20 protein-coding genes are annotated in these 20,833 nt (G+C 32.9%); 6 read left to right on the forward strand and 14 right to left on the reverse strand.

All coding sequences use genetic code 11. The features are described from left to right. Nucleotides 1-16 precede the first annotated feature (16 nt). The 6 genes from L1276_RS22825 to L1276_RS22850 are packed head-to-tail and all read right to left on the reverse strand — an operon-like array spanning nucleotide 17 to nucleotide 6,642. Complete coding sequence (locus L1276_RS22825; RefSeq protein WP_253791868.1) at nucleotides 17-391, reverse strand: hypothetical protein; 375 nt, start codon at nucleotides 389-391, stop codon at nucleotides 17-19. Between the two features lie 43 nt (nucleotides 392-434). Further along, nucleotides 435-1,154: a hypothetical protein gene (locus L1276_RS22830; RefSeq protein ID WP_253791870.1), complete on the reverse strand. Its 720-nt coding sequence runs from the start codon at nucleotides 1,152-1,154 to the stop codon at nucleotides 435-437. A 29-nt stretch (nucleotides 1,155-1,183) separates the two neighbouring features. After that, nucleotides 1,184-1,828 carry a hypothetical protein gene (locus L1276_RS22835; protein WP_253791872.1) on the reverse strand — a complete coding sequence of 215 codons (645 nt, stop codon included), beginning with the start codon at nucleotides 1,826-1,828 and terminating at the stop codon, nucleotides 1,184-1,186. Between the two features lie 4 nt (nucleotides 1,829-1,832). Continuing rightward, a complete protein-coding gene (locus L1276_RS22840; RefSeq protein WP_253791873.1) occupies nucleotides 1,833-2,486 on the reverse strand; it encodes a hypothetical protein in 654 nt (217 codons plus the stop codon). After that, the gene (locus L1276_RS22845; RefSeq protein WP_253791874.1) at nucleotides 2,483-4,948 is read right to left on the reverse strand and encodes a carboxypeptidase-like regulatory domain-containing protein; all 2,466 of its coding nucleotides are present in this window, start codon (nucleotides 4,946-4,948) and stop codon (nucleotides 2,483-2,485) included. The genes L1276_RS22840 and L1276_RS22845 overlap by 4 nt, the downstream gene beginning before the upstream one ends. Before the next feature lie 11 nt (nucleotides 4,949-4,959). Next, nucleotides 4,960-6,642: a M23 family metallopeptidase gene (locus L1276_RS22850; protein WP_253791875.1), complete on the reverse strand. Its 1,683-nt coding sequence runs from the start codon at nucleotides 6,640-6,642 to the stop codon at nucleotides 4,960-4,962. A 179-nt stretch (nucleotides 6,643-6,821) separates the two neighbouring features. Between L1276_RS22850 and L1276_RS22855 the strand changes: the two genes are divergently transcribed. The 3 genes from L1276_RS22855 to rny all read left to right on the forward strand — a co-directional run bounded on the left by L1276_RS22855 (nucleotide 6,822) and on the right by rny (nucleotide 9,180). Continuing rightward, nucleotides 6,822-7,112, forward strand: a complete 291-nt coding sequence (locus tag L1276_RS22855) for a hypothetical protein (protein ID WP_253791877.1) — start codon at nucleotides 6,822-6,824, stop codon at nucleotides 7,110-7,112. 6 nt (nucleotides 7,113-7,118) lie between these two features. Then, the gene (locus L1276_RS22860) at nucleotides 7,119-7,412 is read left to right on the forward strand and encodes a cell division protein ZapA (RefSeq protein WP_012022231.1); all 294 of its coding nucleotides are present in this window, start codon (nucleotides 7,119-7,121) and stop codon (nucleotides 7,410-7,412) included. Nucleotides 7,413-7,620: 208 nt separating this feature from the next. Beyond that, nucleotides 7,621-9,180: a ribonuclease Y gene (rny, locus tag L1276_RS22865; protein ID WP_253791879.1), complete on the forward strand. Its 1,560-nt coding sequence runs from the start codon at nucleotides 7,621-7,623 to the stop codon at nucleotides 9,178-9,180. Nucleotides 9,181-9,243: 63 nt separating this feature from the next. Here the strand turns inward: rny and L1276_RS22870 are convergent, their stop codons facing one another. The 4 genes from L1276_RS22870 to L1276_RS22885 form a co-directional block, all read right to left on the reverse strand. Then, nucleotides 9,244-10,764, reverse strand: a complete 1,521-nt coding sequence (locus L1276_RS22870) for a PAS domain-containing protein (RefSeq protein ID WP_253791881.1) — start codon at nucleotides 10,762-10,764, stop codon at nucleotides 9,244-9,246. A 142-nt stretch (nucleotides 10,765-10,906) separates the two neighbouring features. Beyond that, nucleotides 10,907-11,803 (reverse strand): site-specific tyrosine recombinase XerD, encoded by an 897-nt coding sequence (xerD, locus tag L1276_RS22875; RefSeq protein ID WP_253791883.1) that lies wholly within the window; start codon nucleotides 11,801-11,803, stop codon nucleotides 10,907-10,909. 80 nt (nucleotides 11,804-11,883) lie between these two features. Beyond that, nucleotides 11,884-12,465 carry a porin family protein gene (locus tag L1276_RS22880; RefSeq protein ID WP_253791885.1) on the reverse strand — a complete coding sequence of 194 codons (582 nt, stop codon included), beginning with the start codon at nucleotides 12,463-12,465 and terminating at the stop codon, nucleotides 11,884-11,886. 201 nt (nucleotides 12,466-12,666) lie between these two features. Beyond that, nucleotides 12,667-13,221, reverse strand: a complete 555-nt coding sequence (locus tag L1276_RS22885) for an outer membrane beta-barrel protein (protein WP_253791887.1) — start codon at nucleotides 13,219-13,221, stop codon at nucleotides 12,667-12,669. A gap of 280 nt (nucleotides 13,222-13,501) precedes the next feature. Between L1276_RS22885 and L1276_RS22890 the strand changes: the two genes are divergently transcribed. From L1276_RS22890 to L1276_RS22900, 3 genes are all read left to right on the forward strand, one after another. Then, complete coding sequence (locus L1276_RS22890) at nucleotides 13,502-14,062, forward strand: porin family protein (protein ID WP_253791889.1); 561 nt, start codon at nucleotides 13,502-13,504, stop codon at nucleotides 14,060-14,062. Nucleotides 14,063-14,251: 189 nt separating this feature from the next. After that, nucleotides 14,252-14,665, forward strand: a complete 414-nt coding sequence (gene aroQ, locus L1276_RS22895) for a type II 3-dehydroquinate dehydratase (protein WP_012022238.1) — start codon at nucleotides 14,252-14,254, stop codon at nucleotides 14,663-14,665. A 123-nt stretch (nucleotides 14,666-14,788) separates the two neighbouring features. Next, on the forward strand, nucleotides 14,789-17,278 hold the full coding sequence (locus L1276_RS22900) for a DUF5686 and carboxypeptidase regulatory-like domain-containing protein (RefSeq protein ID WP_253791891.1): 2,490 nt from the start codon (nucleotides 14,789-14,791) through the stop codon (nucleotides 17,276-17,278). 154 nt (nucleotides 17,279-17,432) lie between these two features. On the opposite strand, the gene L1276_RS22905 is transcribed toward L1276_RS22900, so the two are convergent. From L1276_RS22905 to L1276_RS22920, 4 genes are all read right to left on the reverse strand, one after another. Next, nucleotides 17,433-18,311: a cation diffusion facilitator family transporter gene (locus tag L1276_RS22905; protein ID WP_253791893.1), complete on the reverse strand. Its 879-nt coding sequence runs from the start codon at nucleotides 18,309-18,311 to the stop codon at nucleotides 17,433-17,435. Nucleotides 18,312-18,397: 86 nt separating this feature from the next. Continuing rightward, on the reverse strand, nucleotides 18,398-19,711 hold the full coding sequence (gene murA / locus L1276_RS22910; RefSeq protein WP_253791895.1) for a UDP-N-acetylglucosamine 1-carboxyvinyltransferase: 1,314 nt from the start codon (nucleotides 19,709-19,711) through the stop codon (nucleotides 18,398-18,400). Between the two features lie 89 nt (nucleotides 19,712-19,800). Further along, nucleotides 19,801-20,520, reverse strand: coding sequence for a DUF4290 domain-containing protein (locus L1276_RS22915; protein WP_253791897.1), 720 nt, complete (start codon nucleotides 20,518-20,520; stop codon nucleotides 19,801-19,803). 3 nt (nucleotides 20,521-20,523) lie between these two features. Further along, nucleotides 20,524-20,820: a DUF493 family protein gene (locus L1276_RS22920; protein WP_253791899.1), complete on the reverse strand. Its 297-nt coding sequence runs from the start codon at nucleotides 20,818-20,820 to the stop codon at nucleotides 20,524-20,526. Nucleotides 20,821-20,833: the final 13 nt, after the last annotated feature.

Below are 20,833 nucleotides of genomic sequence, written 5' to 3' on the forward strand. Positions count from 1 at the left end.
AAGATCTTAGGATAATTTATTTTTCTTTGAGTTTTTCTAAATATCTATTTCTAAGATCCAAATTTTCATCTTCAATGATTATTTGTCCACTTTTTTTATAATAATAAACGGAATCAAATTTAGACTTCTTCAACACAGAATCACCAATCTGTATTTTATCATACAACTCACTACTCACCTGCCATCTAATTCCTGAATTCAAAAATAAATAATGAGGATAGCGATATCCTTCTCCTCCTTCTATTTTCTTTTCATAAACAACCCCGGAAAAACCATATTCATTAGCTTCTTTATATTCCCTTTCTATATATCCCATTGAATTACCAACAAAATATGCTCCAATAATAGTAAGAAGAAATATAGGCATAAAGATTCGTTTTGCTATATTCATTCCTTTTTCGTACCCTTCTACTTCCTCCCCGGAATACATTTAACTATATCGGTTTATAAGCTTTCACTTCCCATTTTTTAGAAGCTAAGTCAATATAATTGTAATGCAGTACATCATTTTTATCAAATTGACCATTTTGATTGGTATCTTCAATCGTTCTGAAATACAAACGGTTTTTAGATTCAATTAAATTCCAATCTACTAATTCTTCAAGATCTGCAGATACTTTTGTAAAATTTTCTCCGCTGATATCACTTAAATACAAAGTTTTAATATCGCTAGTATCAATTTTACCGTCTTTGTTGGTATCTGAATCTGTAAGAGTATAAACCATTACTTTATTCTGAGTTTTATCTGCAACTGTTTTTAAATAAGTCGCTGTTAAAATCAAAATTGGTTTATCAGAAAGAGCATGAATAGAATCTGAATCAGTTTTTTGAAATTTCAGATTTTGAAGGTAACCCGTAATTTCATATTCGCCTAAATTAGAAATAGTAAAACTAACATCATTTACACTCGACGATCCGTAGCGAGCTTTTGAACCTCTTTCATACACTCTTAAATCTCCAACAGGATGAATTAAATAATCGGTTCCTTCCATCTGAATTGGCAAATCGGCCACTTCAACCTGAGTAGAATCTGCTTTCGTAACACTTACTTTGTTTGACACATCGTAACTTACTTTTGGTTTCTGAACTTCTTCACGGCAGCTAATTAACGTTCCGACAATTGCTAAGGCTATATATTTAAAGTACTTTTTCATCGACAAATTATATTCAATTATCAAATATACTATTTTTGATTGTAATTTTGGTTTTTATTGAATTTTACTAATGCGAAGATATTGATTAGAACAATTCCAAAATAACCCAGAAAAACAATCCAATATTTTTCATAAAGAGAAATGATATATTTTAATTTTGCTTTTCTTTCTTCTTCTAGAAAGTAATCTTTATTTGCTTCCCAATAACCACATACGATAGGAACAATTTTTTCTGCATTTGAAGGTTTTGGTTTTGGCAGCATTACAACAAAAAAATCATCCTTATATTGTGTGTATAATAGCATTTTCTCAATAATAAAAATGTCTAAAATCCTAATATAAACTTCATATTTCATTTTTTTGCCTAAATGAATTTGAATTCCTTTTATAGTATCATTTGTACGATTTAAATTCCTTAACGCAAACTGAAGTTTATTCAAGTTATTCCTTTCCAGATCCAAGGAATTTTGAAAATTAAAAACCTGATAATCCCTTTTAAGAGATAAAAAGTTTTTTATCTCAATAGAATCCGAAGGAATATTAATATCTATGCATCTTTCATCCTTAAAAGCATCAACTTTATAAAAATGGTAAAAACAAACTAAAGGAATCAAAACCAGAGAAATCATTCCCGGAACGTAAAAAATTTTCTTTCTTTTTTCCCTTTTTGTCATGATATCATCTTTTATTCAATTTCACTAATGCAAAGATGTTTAGAAAAATAAGCCCTGCATATGCACAGAAAATTAACTTCCATTTTTGGGCAAAAAAAGAAACTTGAAAAACACGTGTCTCTTCTTCTTTTCTGTTTTTTTGTTCCCAATAAGCCTGCTGTTTCATGACTTCCATTGTCCCGCAATTCATCGTATGAGTTACACTGCTGTTTTTTTTGACTTTTTTTGGTGAATTACTATTTGCAATTATATAAATATTATTGCCAAACATGCCCCAAGTTGGAGGGTTTTCTATTGCCAGAACATCAAGGGTTTTAATAAAGATATCGTAATTTGTTTTTGCATTATACTGCAATTTAATTCCGTTTATAGTGTCTTTCTCATTACTTAATTTTCTAAGATAAAATCTCATTTCATTAAGCTTCTTTTTATCGTCAAATTCATTTCCGCTAAACTTATAAACTTTGTACTCTCTAAGATTTTCAACTTCATACTTTTCAAAATCACCTTTATTTGGCAATGCTAGATTTATTGCTCCATAAACCTTAAAAGCATTCGTTTTATAAAAATAGACAATACAAACTAAAGGAATCAAAACCAGAGAAATCATTCCCGGAACGTAAAAAATCTTTTTCCTTTTTTCACGTTTTTCGATCATAATCTCGCATTCAGTTTTATATTAAAAACCCTCGAAGTCATATAATTTGGAATCGCATATTGATTTTTAGAATACACATCGCGAACCCAGGTATTAGTAATGGCATTTTGATTATTGAAAAGATTAAAAATTTCCAATCCAAGAGATAATTCTTTAAAATTTTTCAACCAGCTTGTTTTAGAACTTTGTGTGCTGGCATCAACAAAAACTTTTGCAAAACCAATATCCACTCTTCTGTAATCGTTTAATCTGTTTTGATACAAATACGGATCAGAATAAGCCGGCGCACCGCCTGGCAAACCTGTATTGTAAACCAAATTCAAATACAATTTCACACTCGGAATATTGGGCATATAATCCTGAAACAGCATCGCAAATTTCAAACGCTGATCTGTCGGTCGGGCAATGTATCCTTTATTTTCGTAGTTTTCTTCCGTTTTTAAATATCCAAAACTTACCCAAGATTCTGTTCCGGGAACAAATTCACCATTTAATCTAAAATCAAGACCTTGCGCGTAAGCTTTAGCATTATTATTGGCAAGATAACGAATGCGGACATTATCAATCGAATACACATTTACATCCGTAAGCGATTTATAATACACTTCTGTAACCCATTTAAAAGGACGGTTCCACATTTTAAAATTATAATCATTGCTCAAAACGACATGAACTGCTTCCTGCGCTTTTACATTGGGATTTACAACGCCATCCAGATCACGAAGTTCTCTATAAAACGGAGGCTGATGGTACAATCCTCCAGAAATTCTGAAAACCATATCCATATCCCAATCCGGTTTTATGGCAAACTGAGCTCTCGGACTTACTACAACTTGATTTTTCCCTTCTTCTAAAGCACCTGAAACTTTCCAACTCTGAAAACGTGCTCCAATATGATACCAAATTTGGCTTGAACCCAATTCTGATTGTTTGTTCCATTGTGCATATCCGGAAAATCTATTGATGGTGTTGAAGTTTGTTGCGCGAATATCCTGATAAGGCAAAAGCGGACCTGTGTAAGGTGAATAAGGCTGATTATTTTGCGGCAGAATAACTAAAGGCGGATTTATAGAAAATCCGGCCGAATCAATCATCTCCCACTCTACAATTCTGTCTCGAATTGATTCTCTGGTATATTTTAATCCAAACTCAAGCTGACTCTCTTTCCAGTCTTTAAAACCTTTTATTTCGGCATTGGCAATTAACGCATCTAAATCATTTCGGGCATGATTAAGCTGAGAACCTATTCCGCGTGTAAAATCTATTGATGCTGCATCATTTGGGTTTTCCGGATCTACATTACCTAAACGATATTGAGCCAAAATATCAAAATGTTCTTTTTCAGTAGTATGAAATAAGGAACCAATGAATTTTAAAGTCAGCGAAGGCGAAACTTTGTATGTTGTTTTAAAAGCTCCGAAATAAGTATCGTATTGATCTTTTTCCTGCCCTTCATAATAAACGGCAAGCGCCATTGGCTGATCGATAGTTCCAAATTTTGTTTCGCGCGTTAAAGGCTGATACAAATATTTGTTCTGCGAAATATTTCCTAAAAAGCTCATTTGCCATTTTTCAGAAATATCATAATTTATATTCGTCTGAATATCGGCAAAAGTGGGCGTATAATTCGTCTGTGTATCTTGGCTGTTTACTAATAAACTGTTATTGCGATAACGAACTCCGGTTACGGCTGACCATTTTTTATTTTTTGAAACTAAATCTACAGAAGCACTTCCGCCCAAAAAACTGGCTTCAAGTGAAGCGCCAAACTCAGTTGGTTTTCTATACGTAATATCTAAGACCGATGATAATTTATCTCCAAATTTTGCCTGAAATCCTCCTGCCGAGAAATCTACGTTTTGTACCAAATCTGTATTAGTAAAACTTAAACCTTCCTGCTGTCCTGAACGAATTAAAAACGGGCGATAGACTTCGACTTCATTTACATAAACCAAATTTTCATCATAATTTCCACCCCTAACGGCATATTGCGTACTTAATTCATTGTTAGAGTTTACTCCCGGAAGTGTTTTTAGAATATTTTCTATCCCCGCATTTGCGCCTGGAATCTTTTTTATGGTGGCCGTTTCTACAGTTGTAATTCCCTGAACCCGTTTTCTGTTTTTGGATGAAACAAAAACTTCTCCCATTTGCTCCTGCGAATTATTCATTACAGGATTAAAAATAAAAACTTCATTTGATTTTAAACTTACCGTCAGGCTGATCATTTTTAAGGAAATGTGCGTAAAAATAATCGAAGCTTTTTTATTCGAAATCACTTCAATCTCAAAAAAACCATTCGCATCAGATTGTGCATTATTTTTGCCCGAAGTTATATTAACATTCGAAACAGGATGATTTTCATTATCTAAAATAATACCTTTTACATGAGCATTTTGAGCAAATGAAATACAAGTAAAGCACAAGAAAAGCAAAGCGAATATTAACCTGTTTTTATTCAAAGATTTGGGTTTTATTTTTGTTGACTTCTAAAAAAATGAGTTTCAAAGATAGTAGAATTTCCTACATTATCCACCACTTCAATTTTTAAAAAGTTTTCACCTTCAGTCAAATATTGATCATCAAAAGTATGTGTAATTCTTCTGTTTTTGTTTTCATATTCAAATAAAACCCAGCTTCCGTTTAAATATCCGTTGTAAGATTTAATTCCGGAAGAAGAATCACCAATTGTAAAGTCAATTTTTTTCTGATCGCTGATCCATTTTCCTTCAACAGGCTTGGTAATTTTTATAACCGGTGCAATGGTATCTAACACCAAACCATATTGACCTAATATTTTAGCTTTGGCAGTAAAAATATCCCCTTTTCTAATAGTTCCGTTGAAACTATTACCTCTTCCTATATAAAGTTTATCCCTTAAAGATTCCGGATAAATAGTATCTTTTATCGTAATTGTAAAATTAGAGTGTACAGGAACAGTATCATCATGAATATAAATTTTCCTGTTTCTAACATCAAAATTCATATTAAAATCTTCGTAAAAAGTTCCAGCCGGAAAAAAAACCGACATATTGTCTTTTTCGAAATTTGAATCTTTGTTGTATCTCACAAAATATTTTGACGTAACCGGTTCTGCCTGAACGAGCGGTGTTGCAGTATCATATTCAATTGGAACGGTAATTGAATTTTGGTTGCCAAAATAATCTGAAACTTCAATTCTGTAAGTCGAAGCCAGATTGGGTTCAGCCGAAATAATTCCTCTAAGCGAATCTGTTTTAATGATACTTAATGCAAAAGGCGTTTTCATAAAAAGCTTCTGAACACGCTGACTTGTTTTTTTATATCTTGGATAATCAATAAACGCATTGATGTAACGCATTTCATCAAACGAATAAGTATTAAACTGATAATTGTAATTTTGAATTCCGTTTAAAAAAGTTGAAACATTAAAAACTCCATTTTTATTATGAGAAACATCATCAGTATCAACCGCATTAATTCCGAAACCAATTTTTCCGTTTGTTTTAACTTTTCCTACCAGATAAGTTCCATCTTTTTGAAGCGTCATATTGACCAATAAAGGCTGTTTGGATTGATTAACCGTTGCGTTGTACAACGGATAAACAAATAAACTTGACAATGTTGGCTTTTTGGTATCTTTTATATTTTGGTCAAAGCCAAAGAAAATTGGGTTGATTACAAATTCTGTTTTTGAGTCACGAATTTCAAAATGAAGATGTGGTCCTTCTGAAGATCCAGTATTTCCTGAAAGCGCAATTAATTGTCCTTTTGTAACGGGAAGTTCGTCAGGTTTTGGAAACATTTCGATTTCATATGCTTTTTCTTTGTAATGAGTTTTCTTTACGTAATCCTGAATTGGTCCAACTGGCGTCTGCAAATGTCCGTACACAGAAGTATATCCGTTTGGATGAGTAATGTAAATACATTTACCGTTTCCAAAAGTCGAAATTTTGATTCTTGATACATAACCATCAGCAATCGCATACACATTTAATCCTTCTCTTTGATTCGTCTTTAAGTCAAAACCAGCGTGAAAATGATTAGGTCTTAACTCGCCAAAATTCCCTGATAACTGCATTGGAATATCTAACGGTGGACGAAAATAATCCTTAGGATATTGTGTCTGTGCAAATAGAAAATGGCAGAAGAAAAAGGCAAATACTGATAATCTCATAGGTAACATTTTTGCTAAGATAAAAAATTAACAGGTAAAAACCGAAGAGAAATCCATAAAAACACAATTAATTGAATTTCATTTATTTGTCTATTTTTAATGCAAAAAAATCGATAAAAAATTGCATTAATAAAAAGGAATACTAACTTTGTAGGATTAAGTAATGAATAGGATTTATAATGAGTGTAATTGCCGAAATAATTGATGCTCTTGAATATAAAGTCGAAAAGCTTTTTGAAAAATCAAAAGGCCTGGAGAAAAACAATCAGGAGTTACGATTAGAATTAGCCAAAGCCGTGCAAATTATCCAGAAACAATCTGAAGAAACGGAAGCTTTGAAAAAGCAATATGAAACACTTAAAATAGCCAATTCGTTACTTGGCAGCGACAACAACAAGAGAGAGACAAAGCTTAAAATAAATTCATTAATTCGCGAAATTGATTACTGTATAGCACAACTATCAGACTAGAAAAACATGGACGGAAAGCTTAGAATTAAAATATCAATTGCCGACCGCGTTTACCCATTAACGGTTGAACCCGCTCAGGAAGAAGGTCTTAGAAGCGCCTCAAAAAAAATTGATGCTATGATCAAGCAATTCGAAGAAAGTTATGCAGTTCGCGACAAACAAGATGTATTGGCCATGTGCGCCCTGCAATTTGCATCGCAAGTGGAACAAAAACAAATTGACAACGCAATCGATGGCGAAGAAACTATCGAAAGAATTAAAAGATTAAATTCGCTTTTAGATCAATATCTCGAAAATTAAACGTTCTTTACAGAAACTAAGATACTGCCTACATTAGTTCACAATTGGTAAACTCAACACTAACAATTTAGAATGAGCGAATCATCGCTACTATAGTATGCCCTGCTTTGACTGGGAAACTTGAACAGTGAGTTAGCTCAAAACTTGTCTTTACGAGTTTATTCAAGCAATTAATGTAGGCTTTTTTTATATATAAACCCTAACAAACATGGACATCATAACGATCATCATTGGTATTGTAGGTATTGCGGCAGGTTTTGCAATAGCTAAAATTATCGAGAAAAGTAATATTTCAAACCTAATCAAAAACGCTAAAAAAGAAGCAGCTTCCATTTTAAAAGACGCTAATTTAGAAGCCGAAAACATAAAAAAAGATAAAATCCTTCAGGCAAAAGAACGTTTTATCGAATTAAAATCTGAACATGAACAAGTTATTTTAGCACGCGATAAAAAAGTGGCTGAAGTAGAAAAAAGAGTTCGTGACAAAGAATCTCAGGTTTCTAACGAACTTTCAAAAGCTAAAAAAGTAAACGACGATTTTGAATCTAAAACTGCTGAATACCACAACAAAATTGAAGTTTTAGACAAAAAACAAGCTGAAGTTGACAAATTACATAAAAGTCAATTACAACAGCTTGAAGTAATTTCCGGACTTTCTGCAGAAGAAGCAAAAGAACAATTAGTTGAAGGCTTAAAAGCCGAAGCTAAAAGTAAAGCTATGTCTCATATTCAGGAAACTATTGAAGAAGCTAAACTTACAGCACAGCAGGAAGCTAAAAAAATCATTATCAACACTATTCAAAGAGTTGGAACTGAAGAAGCAGTTGAAAATTGCGTTTCTGTATTCAACATTGAATCTGATGATGTAAAAGGAAGAATCATTGGTCGTGAAGGTCGTAACATTAGAGCACTTGAAGCGGCAACCGGAGTTGAAATCATTGTTGATGATACACCGGAAGCAATTATCCTTTCTTGTTTTGACCCTGTTCGTAGAGAAATTGCCCGTTTGTCTTTGCACAAATTAGTTACTGACGGACGTATTCACCCTGCAAGAATTGAAGAGGTTGTTGCTAAAACAGCAAAACAAATCGACGACGAAATTATCGAAGTTGGAAAACGTACTGTGATCGATTTAGGTATTCACGGTTTACACCCGGAATTGATTAAAGTTGTAGGTAGAATGAAATACCGTTCTTCTTACGGACAAAACTTATTACAGCACTCTAGAGAGGTTTCTAAACTTTGCGGTATCATGGCAGCTGAATTAGGCTTAAATGTAAAACTGGCAAAAAGAGCTGGTTTACTTCACGATATTGGTAAAGTCCCAGATACAGAAAGCGATTTACCACACGCCCTATTAGGTATGCAGTGGGCTGAAAAATACGGTGAAAAAGAAGAAGTTTGCAACGCTATTGGAGCGCACCACGACGAGATCGAAATGAAATCATTACTATCTCCAATCGTTCAGGTTTGTGATGCTATATCGGGAGCAAGGCCGGGCGCAAGACGTCAGGTTCTGGATTCATACATTCAGCGTTTGAAAGATCTTGAAGATGTTGCTTACGGATTCAGCGGTGTAAAAAATGCTTATGCAATTCAAGCCGGTAGAGAGTTACGTGTAATCGTAGAAAGTGAAAAAGTATCTGATGACAATGCTGCAAACTTATCATTTGAGATTTCACAAAAAATTCAAACTGAAATGACTTATCCAGGTCAGGTAAAAGTTACTGTAATTAGAGAAACAAGAGCAGTTAATATTGCTAAATAATTTCTTTTTCAATACATATAAAAAAAAGCTGTCGTTTGACAGCTTTTTTTGTGCATTTATATTTTAAAGATCATTAAAAACGATTTTAAAACTCGTCCCTACTCCAACCTCACTTTCTACCGAAACCGTTCCTTTCATTGCCTCTATTTGATTTCTGGTGATATACAAACCAATTCCTCTCGCTTCCTGATGTTTATGAAATGTTTTATACATTCCAAATAACAAATCACCGTACACTTTCAAATCAATTCCTAAACCGTTATCTGTTATTTTTAACGATTTGAAACCTTCGGGTTCTATTCCAAAATCAAACACAATAACAGGATCACGATCCGGATGTGCATATTTAATAGCGTTTGTTGTAAAATTCAGTAAAACACTTTCCAGATAAGCCGGATTAAAATTAATCGTTAAATACTGCGGCACGTTATTTACAATCGCAATTTTCTTTTGATTGTCGTATCCTTTTATCGTCGAAATTGTTTTTTCAATGTATTCATGAAGTTTTAACGGCTCGACAGCTATATTAATATTACTTTGTGTTTTTACAATCTGAGTTAAATTAGATATTGTTTCATTTAAATCATTTGAAACAGTACGAAGGTGTTCAAGCATTTCTGTTACCGTTTCTTTATCACCGTCAGCATCAATAAAATCCAAAATCGATTTTATATTTCCTGCCTGTGTATTTAAGTTATGAGAAACAATATGCGAAAAATTCAATAGTCGGCTATTCTGGTCGCTATACAATTTCATGGTTTTCATCAGCTCCAACTCTTTTTCCTTTTGAGCAGAAACATCAGTATGAGTCCCAATTACCCGCAGCGGTTTTCCATTTTCGTCACGTTTAATTACTTTTCCCCTATCCAGAATCCATTTATAATTGCCGCTTGAAGTCATTACACGATGATAATTTTCATAATATGGAATTTTATTATCAAAGTGTTCCCGAATATCTGAATAGTATTTTGGAAGATCATCAGGATGCACAATTTTATCCCAGCGTTCCGGATCATCAAAAATATCTGTTGATTCTAATTCTAAAATTTTAAGTGAAAGTGAAGAATAAAAAACATTATTGGTCACCATGTCCCAATCCCAAATTCCAGTAGTGGATGCTTCAAGAGCAAATTGAAAACGTTCTTCAGAAATACGAAGTTTTTCTTCTTTATCTTTTAATTCGGTAATATCAGAAATATGTCCAAAAAAACTTACTCTGCTATCTGGAGACAATTCTGTTTTTGCAGAAACCTTAAACCATCGAAGTCCTTTTTTAGGCAGAACAGCTCTAAACTCGATCTGCCACGGCTCAATCTCTTTTTTTGCTTTAACCAAAGACTGAAAAAACATTTCCCGGTCCTGATCCAGAATTCTTTCGTAAATAATGAGTTTTATATCGTCAGTAAATTCATTGACAGAGAGTTCAAAAATTTCATCTGCCGACTTACTAACTAAAGGAAAAGTGTAGTTATTATCGCTGTCTATAATAAACTGAAAGATCAGATCCGGCATTTCGGCAAATAACTTTCTGTAAAAATTATTTATTTCTAAGCAATCCTCATTACTATATAAATCAAAAACCATATATTGCCATTTAAGTAAATAATACTATACTAAAACCGAGCCAATGAATACTCAAAAATCTATGTAATTTATTTGCTTTAACGTAAAATTTTAATACAAGGTATTAATTTTTGATTTAAATATTAACAACCTGCTGAAAAAATTATTTTCGCGGATGATAGGAATGCATTACTTCTTTTAAGAAACTTCTATCTAAATGCACATAGATTTCGGTTGTTGTAATCGATTCGTGTCCCAACATTAACTGAATCGATCTTAAATCGGCTCCGTTTTCTAATAAATGTGTTGCAAAAGAATGACGCAAAGTGTGCGGACTTATACTTTTGTTTAAATTAATTTTTACTGCCAAATCTTTTATAATTGTAAAAATCATAGCACGTGTTAGCTGATTTCCTCTTCGGTTTAAGAACAAAGTATCTTCGCAGCCTTTTTTTATATTGAGATGAACTCTTACTTCATTTTGATAGATTTGAATATATTTTTGTGTCAATTTTCCAATGGGAACAAAACGTTCTTTATTTCCTTTTCCGGTAATTTTTATAAAACCTTCATCAAAATATAAATCTGATATTTTAAGAGAAACCAATTCAGAAACCCGAAGTCCGCATCCGTAAAGACTTTCCAGAATGGCACGGTTTCGTTCGCCTTCATTACTGCTTAAATCAATTGCAGCAATTAAAGCGTCAATCTCTTTTACAGCCAAAGTATCCGGTAGTTTCCGTCCGGTTTTAGGACTTTCTATTAATTCTAAAGGGCTGTCATTTCGATAATCTTCAAAGACTAAATAACTAAAAAAGCTTTTTAATCCTGAAATAATTCTCGCCTGAGATCTTGGATTTACTTCTTTAGAAACGGCGTATATAAATTGTTGAATTGTTTCATCTGTAATTTTTAAAGGTGAAACTTCAATTTGATTTGTCTCTAAAAAAAGACATAATCTCTCGATATCAAAGCTGTAATTTTCAATTGTATTTTTAGACAAACCTCTCTCTATCCTTAAATACGACTGATAATCTTTTATATAATTATTCCATTTCATATTTACAAAGTAAAACAATTTTAGGCATAAAAAAACCTTCCTGAATCAGGAAGGTTTTTAAATATTTTAAAAGTCCCTTATTAGAATTTATAAGCAAAAGATAAAGCTAAAACGCTGTTTTTTGCACTATCATAATAATCACCTTCATTTTCGATATCTGCATTATCAGAAAGTGGAGACAAACCAATTGTATAACGAAGATTAACAGAAACATTTTCTGTAAAATGATAACCAGCTCCTAAGTTAAAACCCAAATCTACAGTTTTAAAGTTATCTTTAACATCATCACCTTCACTTTTTGCAGATAATAATACCCCTAATTGAGGACCAGCTTCAACACTAAATTTTTCAACGATGTAATATTTAGCCAATACGGGAATATTCAAATAATTTGTTTTTATATCCCAATCTCCAAAAGGACCTCCATCTACTTTTGTTCCTTGAGTAGAAAATAAAAGCTCTGGTTGGATAGCTAGTTTATCAATGATTTTAATTTCAGCAAAACCGCCAACGTGAAATCCTACTAAAGAATTTGTATCGTCAACATTTCCTCCAACAAAAGTGGTAAGATTTAGTCCTCCTTTTACTCCAAATCTTGTTTCTTGAGCTTTAGCAAAGCTAAATGCCATTACTGCAATTGCAGCTAAAATAATTTTCTTCATTACAATTTGTTTTGGGTTATTAATTTTCAAATATAAAAATATTCTTCATAATTCTACATTAGGAATTTAACAAATAAAATAGTAATAAGTCTCTAAATTGTTAATTTAAAATTAATTGCATTTAAATCATAAAATTAAACATACAAAAAAGCCCTCCTCAAATGAGGAAGGCCTTTAAAAAAACTAACTAAATGTTTTTTATTAGAATTTGTAAACTACTCCAAAGCTTACATTATTTCTTAAATCAGTTCCAAAACTAAAATTGTTAGTTTTTTCAGCATCATGACCTCCATTATCATTAACACTATATCCTAAACCAAGCCAAGTAGCTTCAATTGCGAAATGATTAGATAAGAAATAGCTTAAACCTAATCCAATGTTCGCACCAAATTGATTTGATTTAGCATCATATACTTTATCTTTTGCATTAGTATAATCAAGACCAGCCTGACCAAATACTGAAAACTGAGACGCAGGAGTAAAGTAATATCTACCAAAAGCACCAACTGTAAATGCATCTGATACATCTTTTACTGTTTTGTAGCCTAACTTACCACCAATTGCAATGTTTTCAGACACAAAATACCCCACACTTGGTTCAATCTCAAATGAATTAGTTTTATCATCACCAGTTTTTTCAGAACCAAATTTGAAAGCTCCAGAAACAAATGCATCACCTTTAGCGAAGCCTCCTGTTTGTGCATTAGCAAATGCAAAACCTAATACTGCAATAGCAGTTAAAATAACTTTTTTCATGATTTAAATTTTAATTACAGGAATCAAAACTAGGATTAAACCTATTAAAAAAAGTGCCCTAAACGGCAATAGAGTATTAAAATAAGACAGAATTAAACTACAAATAACATATTGTTTTTCAGTAGTTTAAGCAATAAACACGTGGAAAAGACTTAAAATTGAGCAAAAAAAATGCGAATTTTAATAATTATATAAAGCCAGATGTAAAACAATAAATTCAAAATAATGTAGTTTTGAACTCTAGAATAACATTTAAATACCAAACACTAAAACATTTTTTATGAAGAAAATACTTCTAGCAGCTGTATTGTTCATTGCAACAACAACTGCAATCCAGGCACAATTTATACAAATCGGGGTTAAAGGAGGGGTTAACTTTGCTAACCAAACTGGAGGTTCTGACTTCAATGGGATTTCAGTTGACAAAGAAGGTATTACAAGTTACCACGCAGGTCTTGTAGCAGAACTTAAATTATTAGAAAAATTCTCAATTCAGCCAGAGCTTTTGTATACTACACAAGGAGCAGAATACAAAAGTGCTGTACAGGATTTTAAAAATGAAATGGGATATATTGCTATTCCTGTAATGGCAAAAATCTACATGACAAAATCTCTTAGCTTAGAACTTGGCCCACAAGCTTCATTCCTTGTAAGTAATAAAAAGGAATTTGATGCTGCAGATCCAAAAACATTCGACTTCTCTCTTAATGCAGGTCTTGGATTAAAAGTAGTAGGAGGCCTTTTCGTTCAAGCTCGTTACGGAATAGGTTTGACAGAAGTTTCAAAAGAAGCTGACTTTAAAAACTCTGTATTCCAACTTTCAGCTGGATATATGTTCTAAAAGAATATCACATACTTTTATAAAATCCGATCTATTAATTAGATCGGATTTTTTATTTTTACACTGTCCAATACAATTACAAAAAACAATAAACAACATCAAAATTTTCATTTAGCTTAATTGAACTTATATTTCTTATATGGCGTAAAAATATCTAAATGTTTTAACTATCAAAATACACATTAAACCATGAAAATCTGCATCATCAACGGCCCCAATTTGAATCTTTTAGGAAAACGCGAACCAGAAGTTTACGGAAGCCAGACTTTTGAAGATTATTTTGAAACGTTGAAACAAAAATTCCCAAACGTTGAACTTTCTTATTATCAAAGTAATATAGAAGGTGAATTGATTGGAAAAATTCAGGAAGTTGGTTTTTCATTTGACGGAATTATTCTTAACGCCGGAGCTTATACACATACTTCTATAGGTTTGGGCGATGCTATGAAAGCAGTCACAACTCCAGTAATCGAAGTTCATATTTCTAATACTTATGCGCGTGAAAGCTTTAGACATCAATCCTACTTATCAGGAAATGCAAAAGGCGTTATTTTGGGCTTTGGATTAAAAAGCTACGAATTGGCAATTCAGTCCTTCTTATAATATAATGTCATCAAAGATTTCATTTATCAGGATGATGCATTGATGAGATCCAGATTACAATTTAACAAATTATTAATAAGCTCATTTTGAAGTTGTTTTATTTTTGTGAGAGAAACTACTTTCATGAAAAACTTTACTATACTCGCCTTTTTAATTTTTTCAATTTCCAATTTTGCCCAAATCAAAGGAACTATTACCGATGAAAAGGGAAATCCTCTTCCGTTTGTTTCTATTTTTGAAGAAGGAACTTATAGAGGAACTACTTCAAACGAACAAGGACAATATCAACTGCAGGTAAAAGAAATTGGAAAGAACAAAATCGTTTTTCAATATCTTGGATTTAAAACCCAAAAACTAACGGTTTCTTCTGACTCGAAAACTCTCACTTTGGATGTAAAAATGCAGGAAGAAAGTTTTGCATTAAACGAAGTAGTTATAGATCCCAAAAATAATCCCGCAAATGCGATTATCAAAAATGCCATTTCAAACAGAAAGGAAAATTCTGAAAAAACAGCCCGATTTACGGCTGATTTTTATTCAAAAGGAATTTTAAAGGTTAAAGATCTGCCTAAAAAAATATTGGGACAAAAAGTTGATCTTGGCCTGGATTTATCATCTAATTTAGATTCAACCGGAACAGGAATTTTATATTTATCTGAAACCATTTCGAAAATTTCCTATCAAAAACCAGATAAATTAAAAGAAACGATAATCGCATCCAAAATCTCCGGAAACAATAAAGGTTTTAGTTATAATACTGCTGCATTATCGACTTATGATTTCTACGATAATACATTAGAGTTTGACATCAACCTCATCTCTCCTATTGCTAACAATGCTTTCAGTTATTACAAGTATAAATTGGAAGGCAGTTTTTACGATGATAATAAGAATCAGATTTATAAAATTAAAGTAATCCCAAAACGCGATAAAGAACCTGTTTTTGAAGGATACCTATATATAGTAGATGACAGCTTTGCTATTTATGCCGTTGATTTAGACATTAAAGGGTATAGAGTAAAAAATGAATTTACCGAAAGCATGACTTTAAAACAAAGCTTTAGCTATAATTCAAAAAATAAAATCTGGTCAAAAAATGCACAGACACTTTCTTTTACTGCGGGTGGTTTTGGTGTAAAATTTTCAGGACAGTTTAATTACGTTTATTCCAATTATGAATTTCTTGATTCGTTTGCCAAGAAAACTTTTGGAAACGAAATTGTTGTTTTTGATTTGAATGCCAATAAAAAAGATGATTCTTACTGGAATGAAATCCGCCCAATTCCATTGACTATGGAAGAAAGCACAGATTACACAAAAAAAGACAGCCTGCAGACGATTAGAAAATCTAAAAAATATACCGATTCTATTGATGCAAAAAATAATAAATTCAAAGTCCTGGACATCTTTGGAGGTTATGATTATAAAAACACTTTTAAAAAATACTCATTTGCATTTGACGGTTTATTAAGTCCTGCTTCTTTAAGCTTTAATACAGTTCAGGGATTTAATCTTGGAACAGGTTTTTCATTTAAAAAATGGAACGAAGAAAATGGAAAAAGCACTTCTATAGGAACTGATTTCAATTATGGTTTTTCAGATGAACGTTTGCGTGTTACAGGAGAATTCAGCCACCGATTTAACAACATCAATTACGCTGTAATTTCGGCTTCTGGAGGAACAAAAACGGCTCAGTTTAATAATGCCGAACCTATCAGTAAATTAGTCAATTCTGTAAGTTCTTTATTTTTTAAGGATAACTATATGAAATTATATAATCTTGAATTTGTTCAGGTGAATTATGCTCAGGATATTGCAAATGGAGTTAATTTAAGTGCAAGAGCAGCGTACGAACAGCGAAAACCGCTTTTCAATACTACTGATTATTCTTTCTTTAAAAGAGATGATATTTATTCATCAAACAATCCGCTGGCACCAGATGATTTTAGCACGCCGGCTTTTAGTCAGCATCATTTAATGAAAGCAAATTTGAATTTCCGATTTAATTTTGGGAACAAATATATTTCAAGACCTGACGGAAGATATAATTTTAAAGATGAGAAATATCCCACTCTTTATCTTGCCTTTGAAAAAGCTTTTGCAGCAAGCGAAAAAAATTATGAGTTTGAACGTATTGGAACCGCTGTTCAATATGATTTAAAACTAAACAATAAAGGTGTTTTGGGAATGAATTTCAAAGCAGGTAAATTCTTTAATGCCGAAAATATTTCTTTTATAGATTACAGACATTTTAACGGAAACCAGACTCACATTGGTACAAGCGATCGTTATTTGAATGTTTTTAATTTAATGCCATATTACACAAACAGCACAAATGACAGTTATTTTGAAATGCATTTAGAACACAATGACATGGGATTTTTAATGAATAAAATTCCGCTTCTAAATCTTTTAAAATCTACGATGAATCTTGGCTTTCATTCACTGGCAATTCCGGATCGTAAACCTTACACTGAATTTACGGCTGGCTTAGATAATTTAGGTTTCGGAAAATTTAAAATATTCCGTGTAGATTATGTTCATTCTTATCAAGGCGGAATTCAGCAGAATGGTGTTGTGTTTGGATTGAAGATTTTGAATGTTCTTAATTAAGGCGCTAAGTTGCTAAGACGGTAAGATTCTAAGTTTTTTTCACGCAGAATTAAATAAATTTAAATTTTTCTTTAACTAACTAATCTTTGTCAAAGTTTTAAACTTTGACAAAGAAAAAAACTTAGAATCTTAGTATCTCAGAACCTTAGAATCTTTAACAATGATAATCATCTGGTTCAATATGAATCAAAACATTTCCTAACTGCGGAATTTTCTCTTTTAAAGTATCTTGCAGTTTATGTGATAAATCATGTCCCTCTTTTACCGAAATTTTAGCCGAAACAATCGCATGAAGATCTACGTGATAGCGCATCCCGGCTTTTCTTATAAAACATTTTTCTGTGCCAAGAATTCCCGGCACTGTCAAAGCTTTTACACGAATTTCTTCTACTAAATCATCGTTTAGGTTTTCGTCCATGATTTCTCCAAGTGCAGGCCTAAAGATTTTATAACTGTTGTATAAAATAAAAAACGCTGCAAAAAGCGCTGCCCAATCATCTGCCGATTCGTAGCCTTTTCCCATAATCAAGGCAATCGAAATTCCAATAAATGCTGCAACAGAAGTTATGGCGTCACTTCGATGGTGCCACGCGTCGGCTGCCAACGAGGAACTGTTTGTTTGTTTGCTTCGTTTCATAACCAAACGAAACGAATATTCTTTCCAGATAATAATCGCACCTAAAACATATAAGGTCCATGATTTTGGTAAATCGTGCGAAGTATTAATATTGGCAATACTTTCGTAACCAATAATAGTTGCCGAAGTAATTAAAAAACCAACAACCAAAAAGGTTATTAAAGGTTCTGCACGACCGTGACCATAAGGATGGTTTTCATCGGCAGGTTTATTAGAATATTTAATTCCGAATAAAACCAGACAGGACGAAAATATATCCGTAGTCGATTCGATCGCATCGGCAATCAAGGCATATGAATTGCCAAAAAAACCTGCGAGACCTTTTACAAGGGCCAGGCAGGTATTTCCAACTATACTAAAGATAGTAGCTTTTACAGCTTTTTGTTCGTTTGTCATTTAGACTATTTTTTCGCCGTGAATTAACGAATTTAAATCTTCCAAAAATTATCAAATTCATTCGTGAATTCGCGTCTAACTTTTTATTACGCTCTCACGATTTTTGCGCCAATTGCTCTTAAACGCTCGTCGATACGCTCATATCCACGGTCAATTTGTTCGATATTTTGAATTGTACTTGTTCCTTTTGCAGAAAGTGCAGCAATTAATAATGAAATCCCAGCACGAATATCAGGAGAAGACATTGTAGTTGCTTTTAATTGAGATTCAAAATTATGTCCCATAACCACAGCTCTGTGCGGGTCACATAACATGATTTTTGCTCCCATATCGATTAATTTGTCTACGAAGAACAAACGGCTTTCGAACATTTTTTGATGAATTAAAACATCTCCTTTTGCCTGCGTTGCCACAACCAAAACGATACTTAATAAGTCAGGTGTAAATCCTGGCCAAGGTGCATCGGCAATTGTTAAGATAGATCCGTCAATATCTGTTTTTACTTCATATCCGTCTTTGTGAGCCGGAATATAAATATCATCGTTACGTTTTTCGATTGTAATTCCTAATTTTCTGAAAGTATTCGGAATCAAACCTAAATTCTCCCAGCTTACATTTTTGATCGTGATTTCGCTTTTTGTCATAGCCGCAAGACCAATCCAAGAACCAATTTCGATCATATCAGGAAGGATTGTGTGCTCGCATCCGCCAAGGCTTTCAACACCTTCAATAGTCAATAAGTTAGATCCAACTCCAGTGATTTTTGCTCCCATAGAGTTCAGCATCTTGCATAATTGCTGTAAGTAAGGCTCACAGGCAGCATTATAAACTGTAGTTGTTCCTTTTGCTAAAACCGCAGCCATTACAATATTTGCAGTTCCGGTTACAGAAGCTTCGTCAAGAAGCATATCTGTTCCTTTAAGACCTTCTTTTGGAGATTCCACTCCGTAAAAATGATCTTCTCTGTTGTATCTGAATTTTGCTCCAAGGTTAATAAAACCTTCAAAGTGAGTATCTAATCTACGACGGCCAATTTTGTCTCCACCCGGTTTTGGAATATATCCTTTTCCAAAACGAGCTAAAAGAGGTCCAACAATCATAATAGAACCACGAAGTGCCCCGCCTTCTTTTTTGAAAGCTTCTGTTTCTAAATACCCCACATTAACCTCATCGGATTGGAAGGTAATAGAACCTGGTTCGTTACGTTGAATTTTAACACCTAAATTACCCAGTAAAGTGATTAATTTATTGATGTCAATAATATCGGGAATATTATTAATTTTTACTTTATCCCCCGTTAGAAGCACGGCACATAAAATTTGTAATGCCTCGTTTTTTGCTCCTTGCGGAGTGATTTCACCCTTTAAAGGAGTTCCTCCTTCGATTTTAAAAATTCCCATAGATCTTTTTTAGGTTCTAAGGTTCTGAGATCCTAAGGTTTTGAGCTAAAATCTTAGCATCTTAGTAACTTAGCATCTTGGTCCCTTTTTTATTTCTGATTATTGTTTTTTTGAAAGTTTTTTGGCTTAATGCCTTTATTGTTTTTGTTATTTTGAATCTTGGCTTGTCCAACAGGAGTTGTTTTGTTTGACATACGTTTATTAGTACGCATCAAATCTGTTGTATTCAACAGTTCTTCTGTACTATGCAGTAAATTTATTTTTCCTCCGGACAATTCAAATAAATGTTCAAAAATCACATCATCTTTTACAGTGTCTTTGTTCCAGCTCAAAAATGATTTTTTCATGTGGTTGGCAATAACCATTACCAATGCATTTTTCATTTCGCCATCTTCCCATTTGTTAGCCACATCAATCATATATTTGATGTTGTTTCCATAAAACCTGTATTTTGGAAAGTTCTGTGGATACTGTAAAACATCTGGTTTTAATTCTAAAACCTCTCTTGATGGAATTGGGTAAGGAGACTCAACGTTTAATTTAAAATCAGACATTATAAAAAGCTGATCCCATAATTTATGCTGAAAATCCGGTACATCTCGCAAATGCGGATTCAAACTTCCCATAACCTGAATGATATATTTCGCAGCTTTGTTGCGTGTTTCATCATCTTCGATTGCAGTAGCCTGGTCAATCAGTTTTTGTAAATGACGACCGTATTCCGGAATAATCAAACGTTGTCTTTCAGAATTGTATTCTAAGTTAAAAACAACATCGTTTGCGACTTCTTTTTTATATTTTTCGATCATAAGTTATAATGAAACTATACCTTCAATTGTAGATACTTCTTTATATTTAGCAATCACCTCGTCTGAGCTGTGCATGGTAACATCTACAGAAACACTGGTAAATTTACCCGTTTTAGATTTTGTTGTTTTAATAACTGCCCCCATACTGTCAAAAGCTTTTTCAACACGCTCAACATTATCGGATACAGATGGCACAATGAATTTGTACAAGTATTCTGCTGGCCAAGTATTTGCGTTATCAAGCTCCACTTTTAATCTTTCGTAAAATTCGGCTGTATTTTTTTCTTTATCGTTCTCCATTCGTAATTAAAAA

Source organism: Flavobacterium sp. HSC-32F16, assembly GCF_024171645.1.
Taxonomy (GTDB): Bacteria; Bacteroidota; Bacteroidia; order Flavobacteriales; family Flavobacteriaceae; genus Flavobacterium.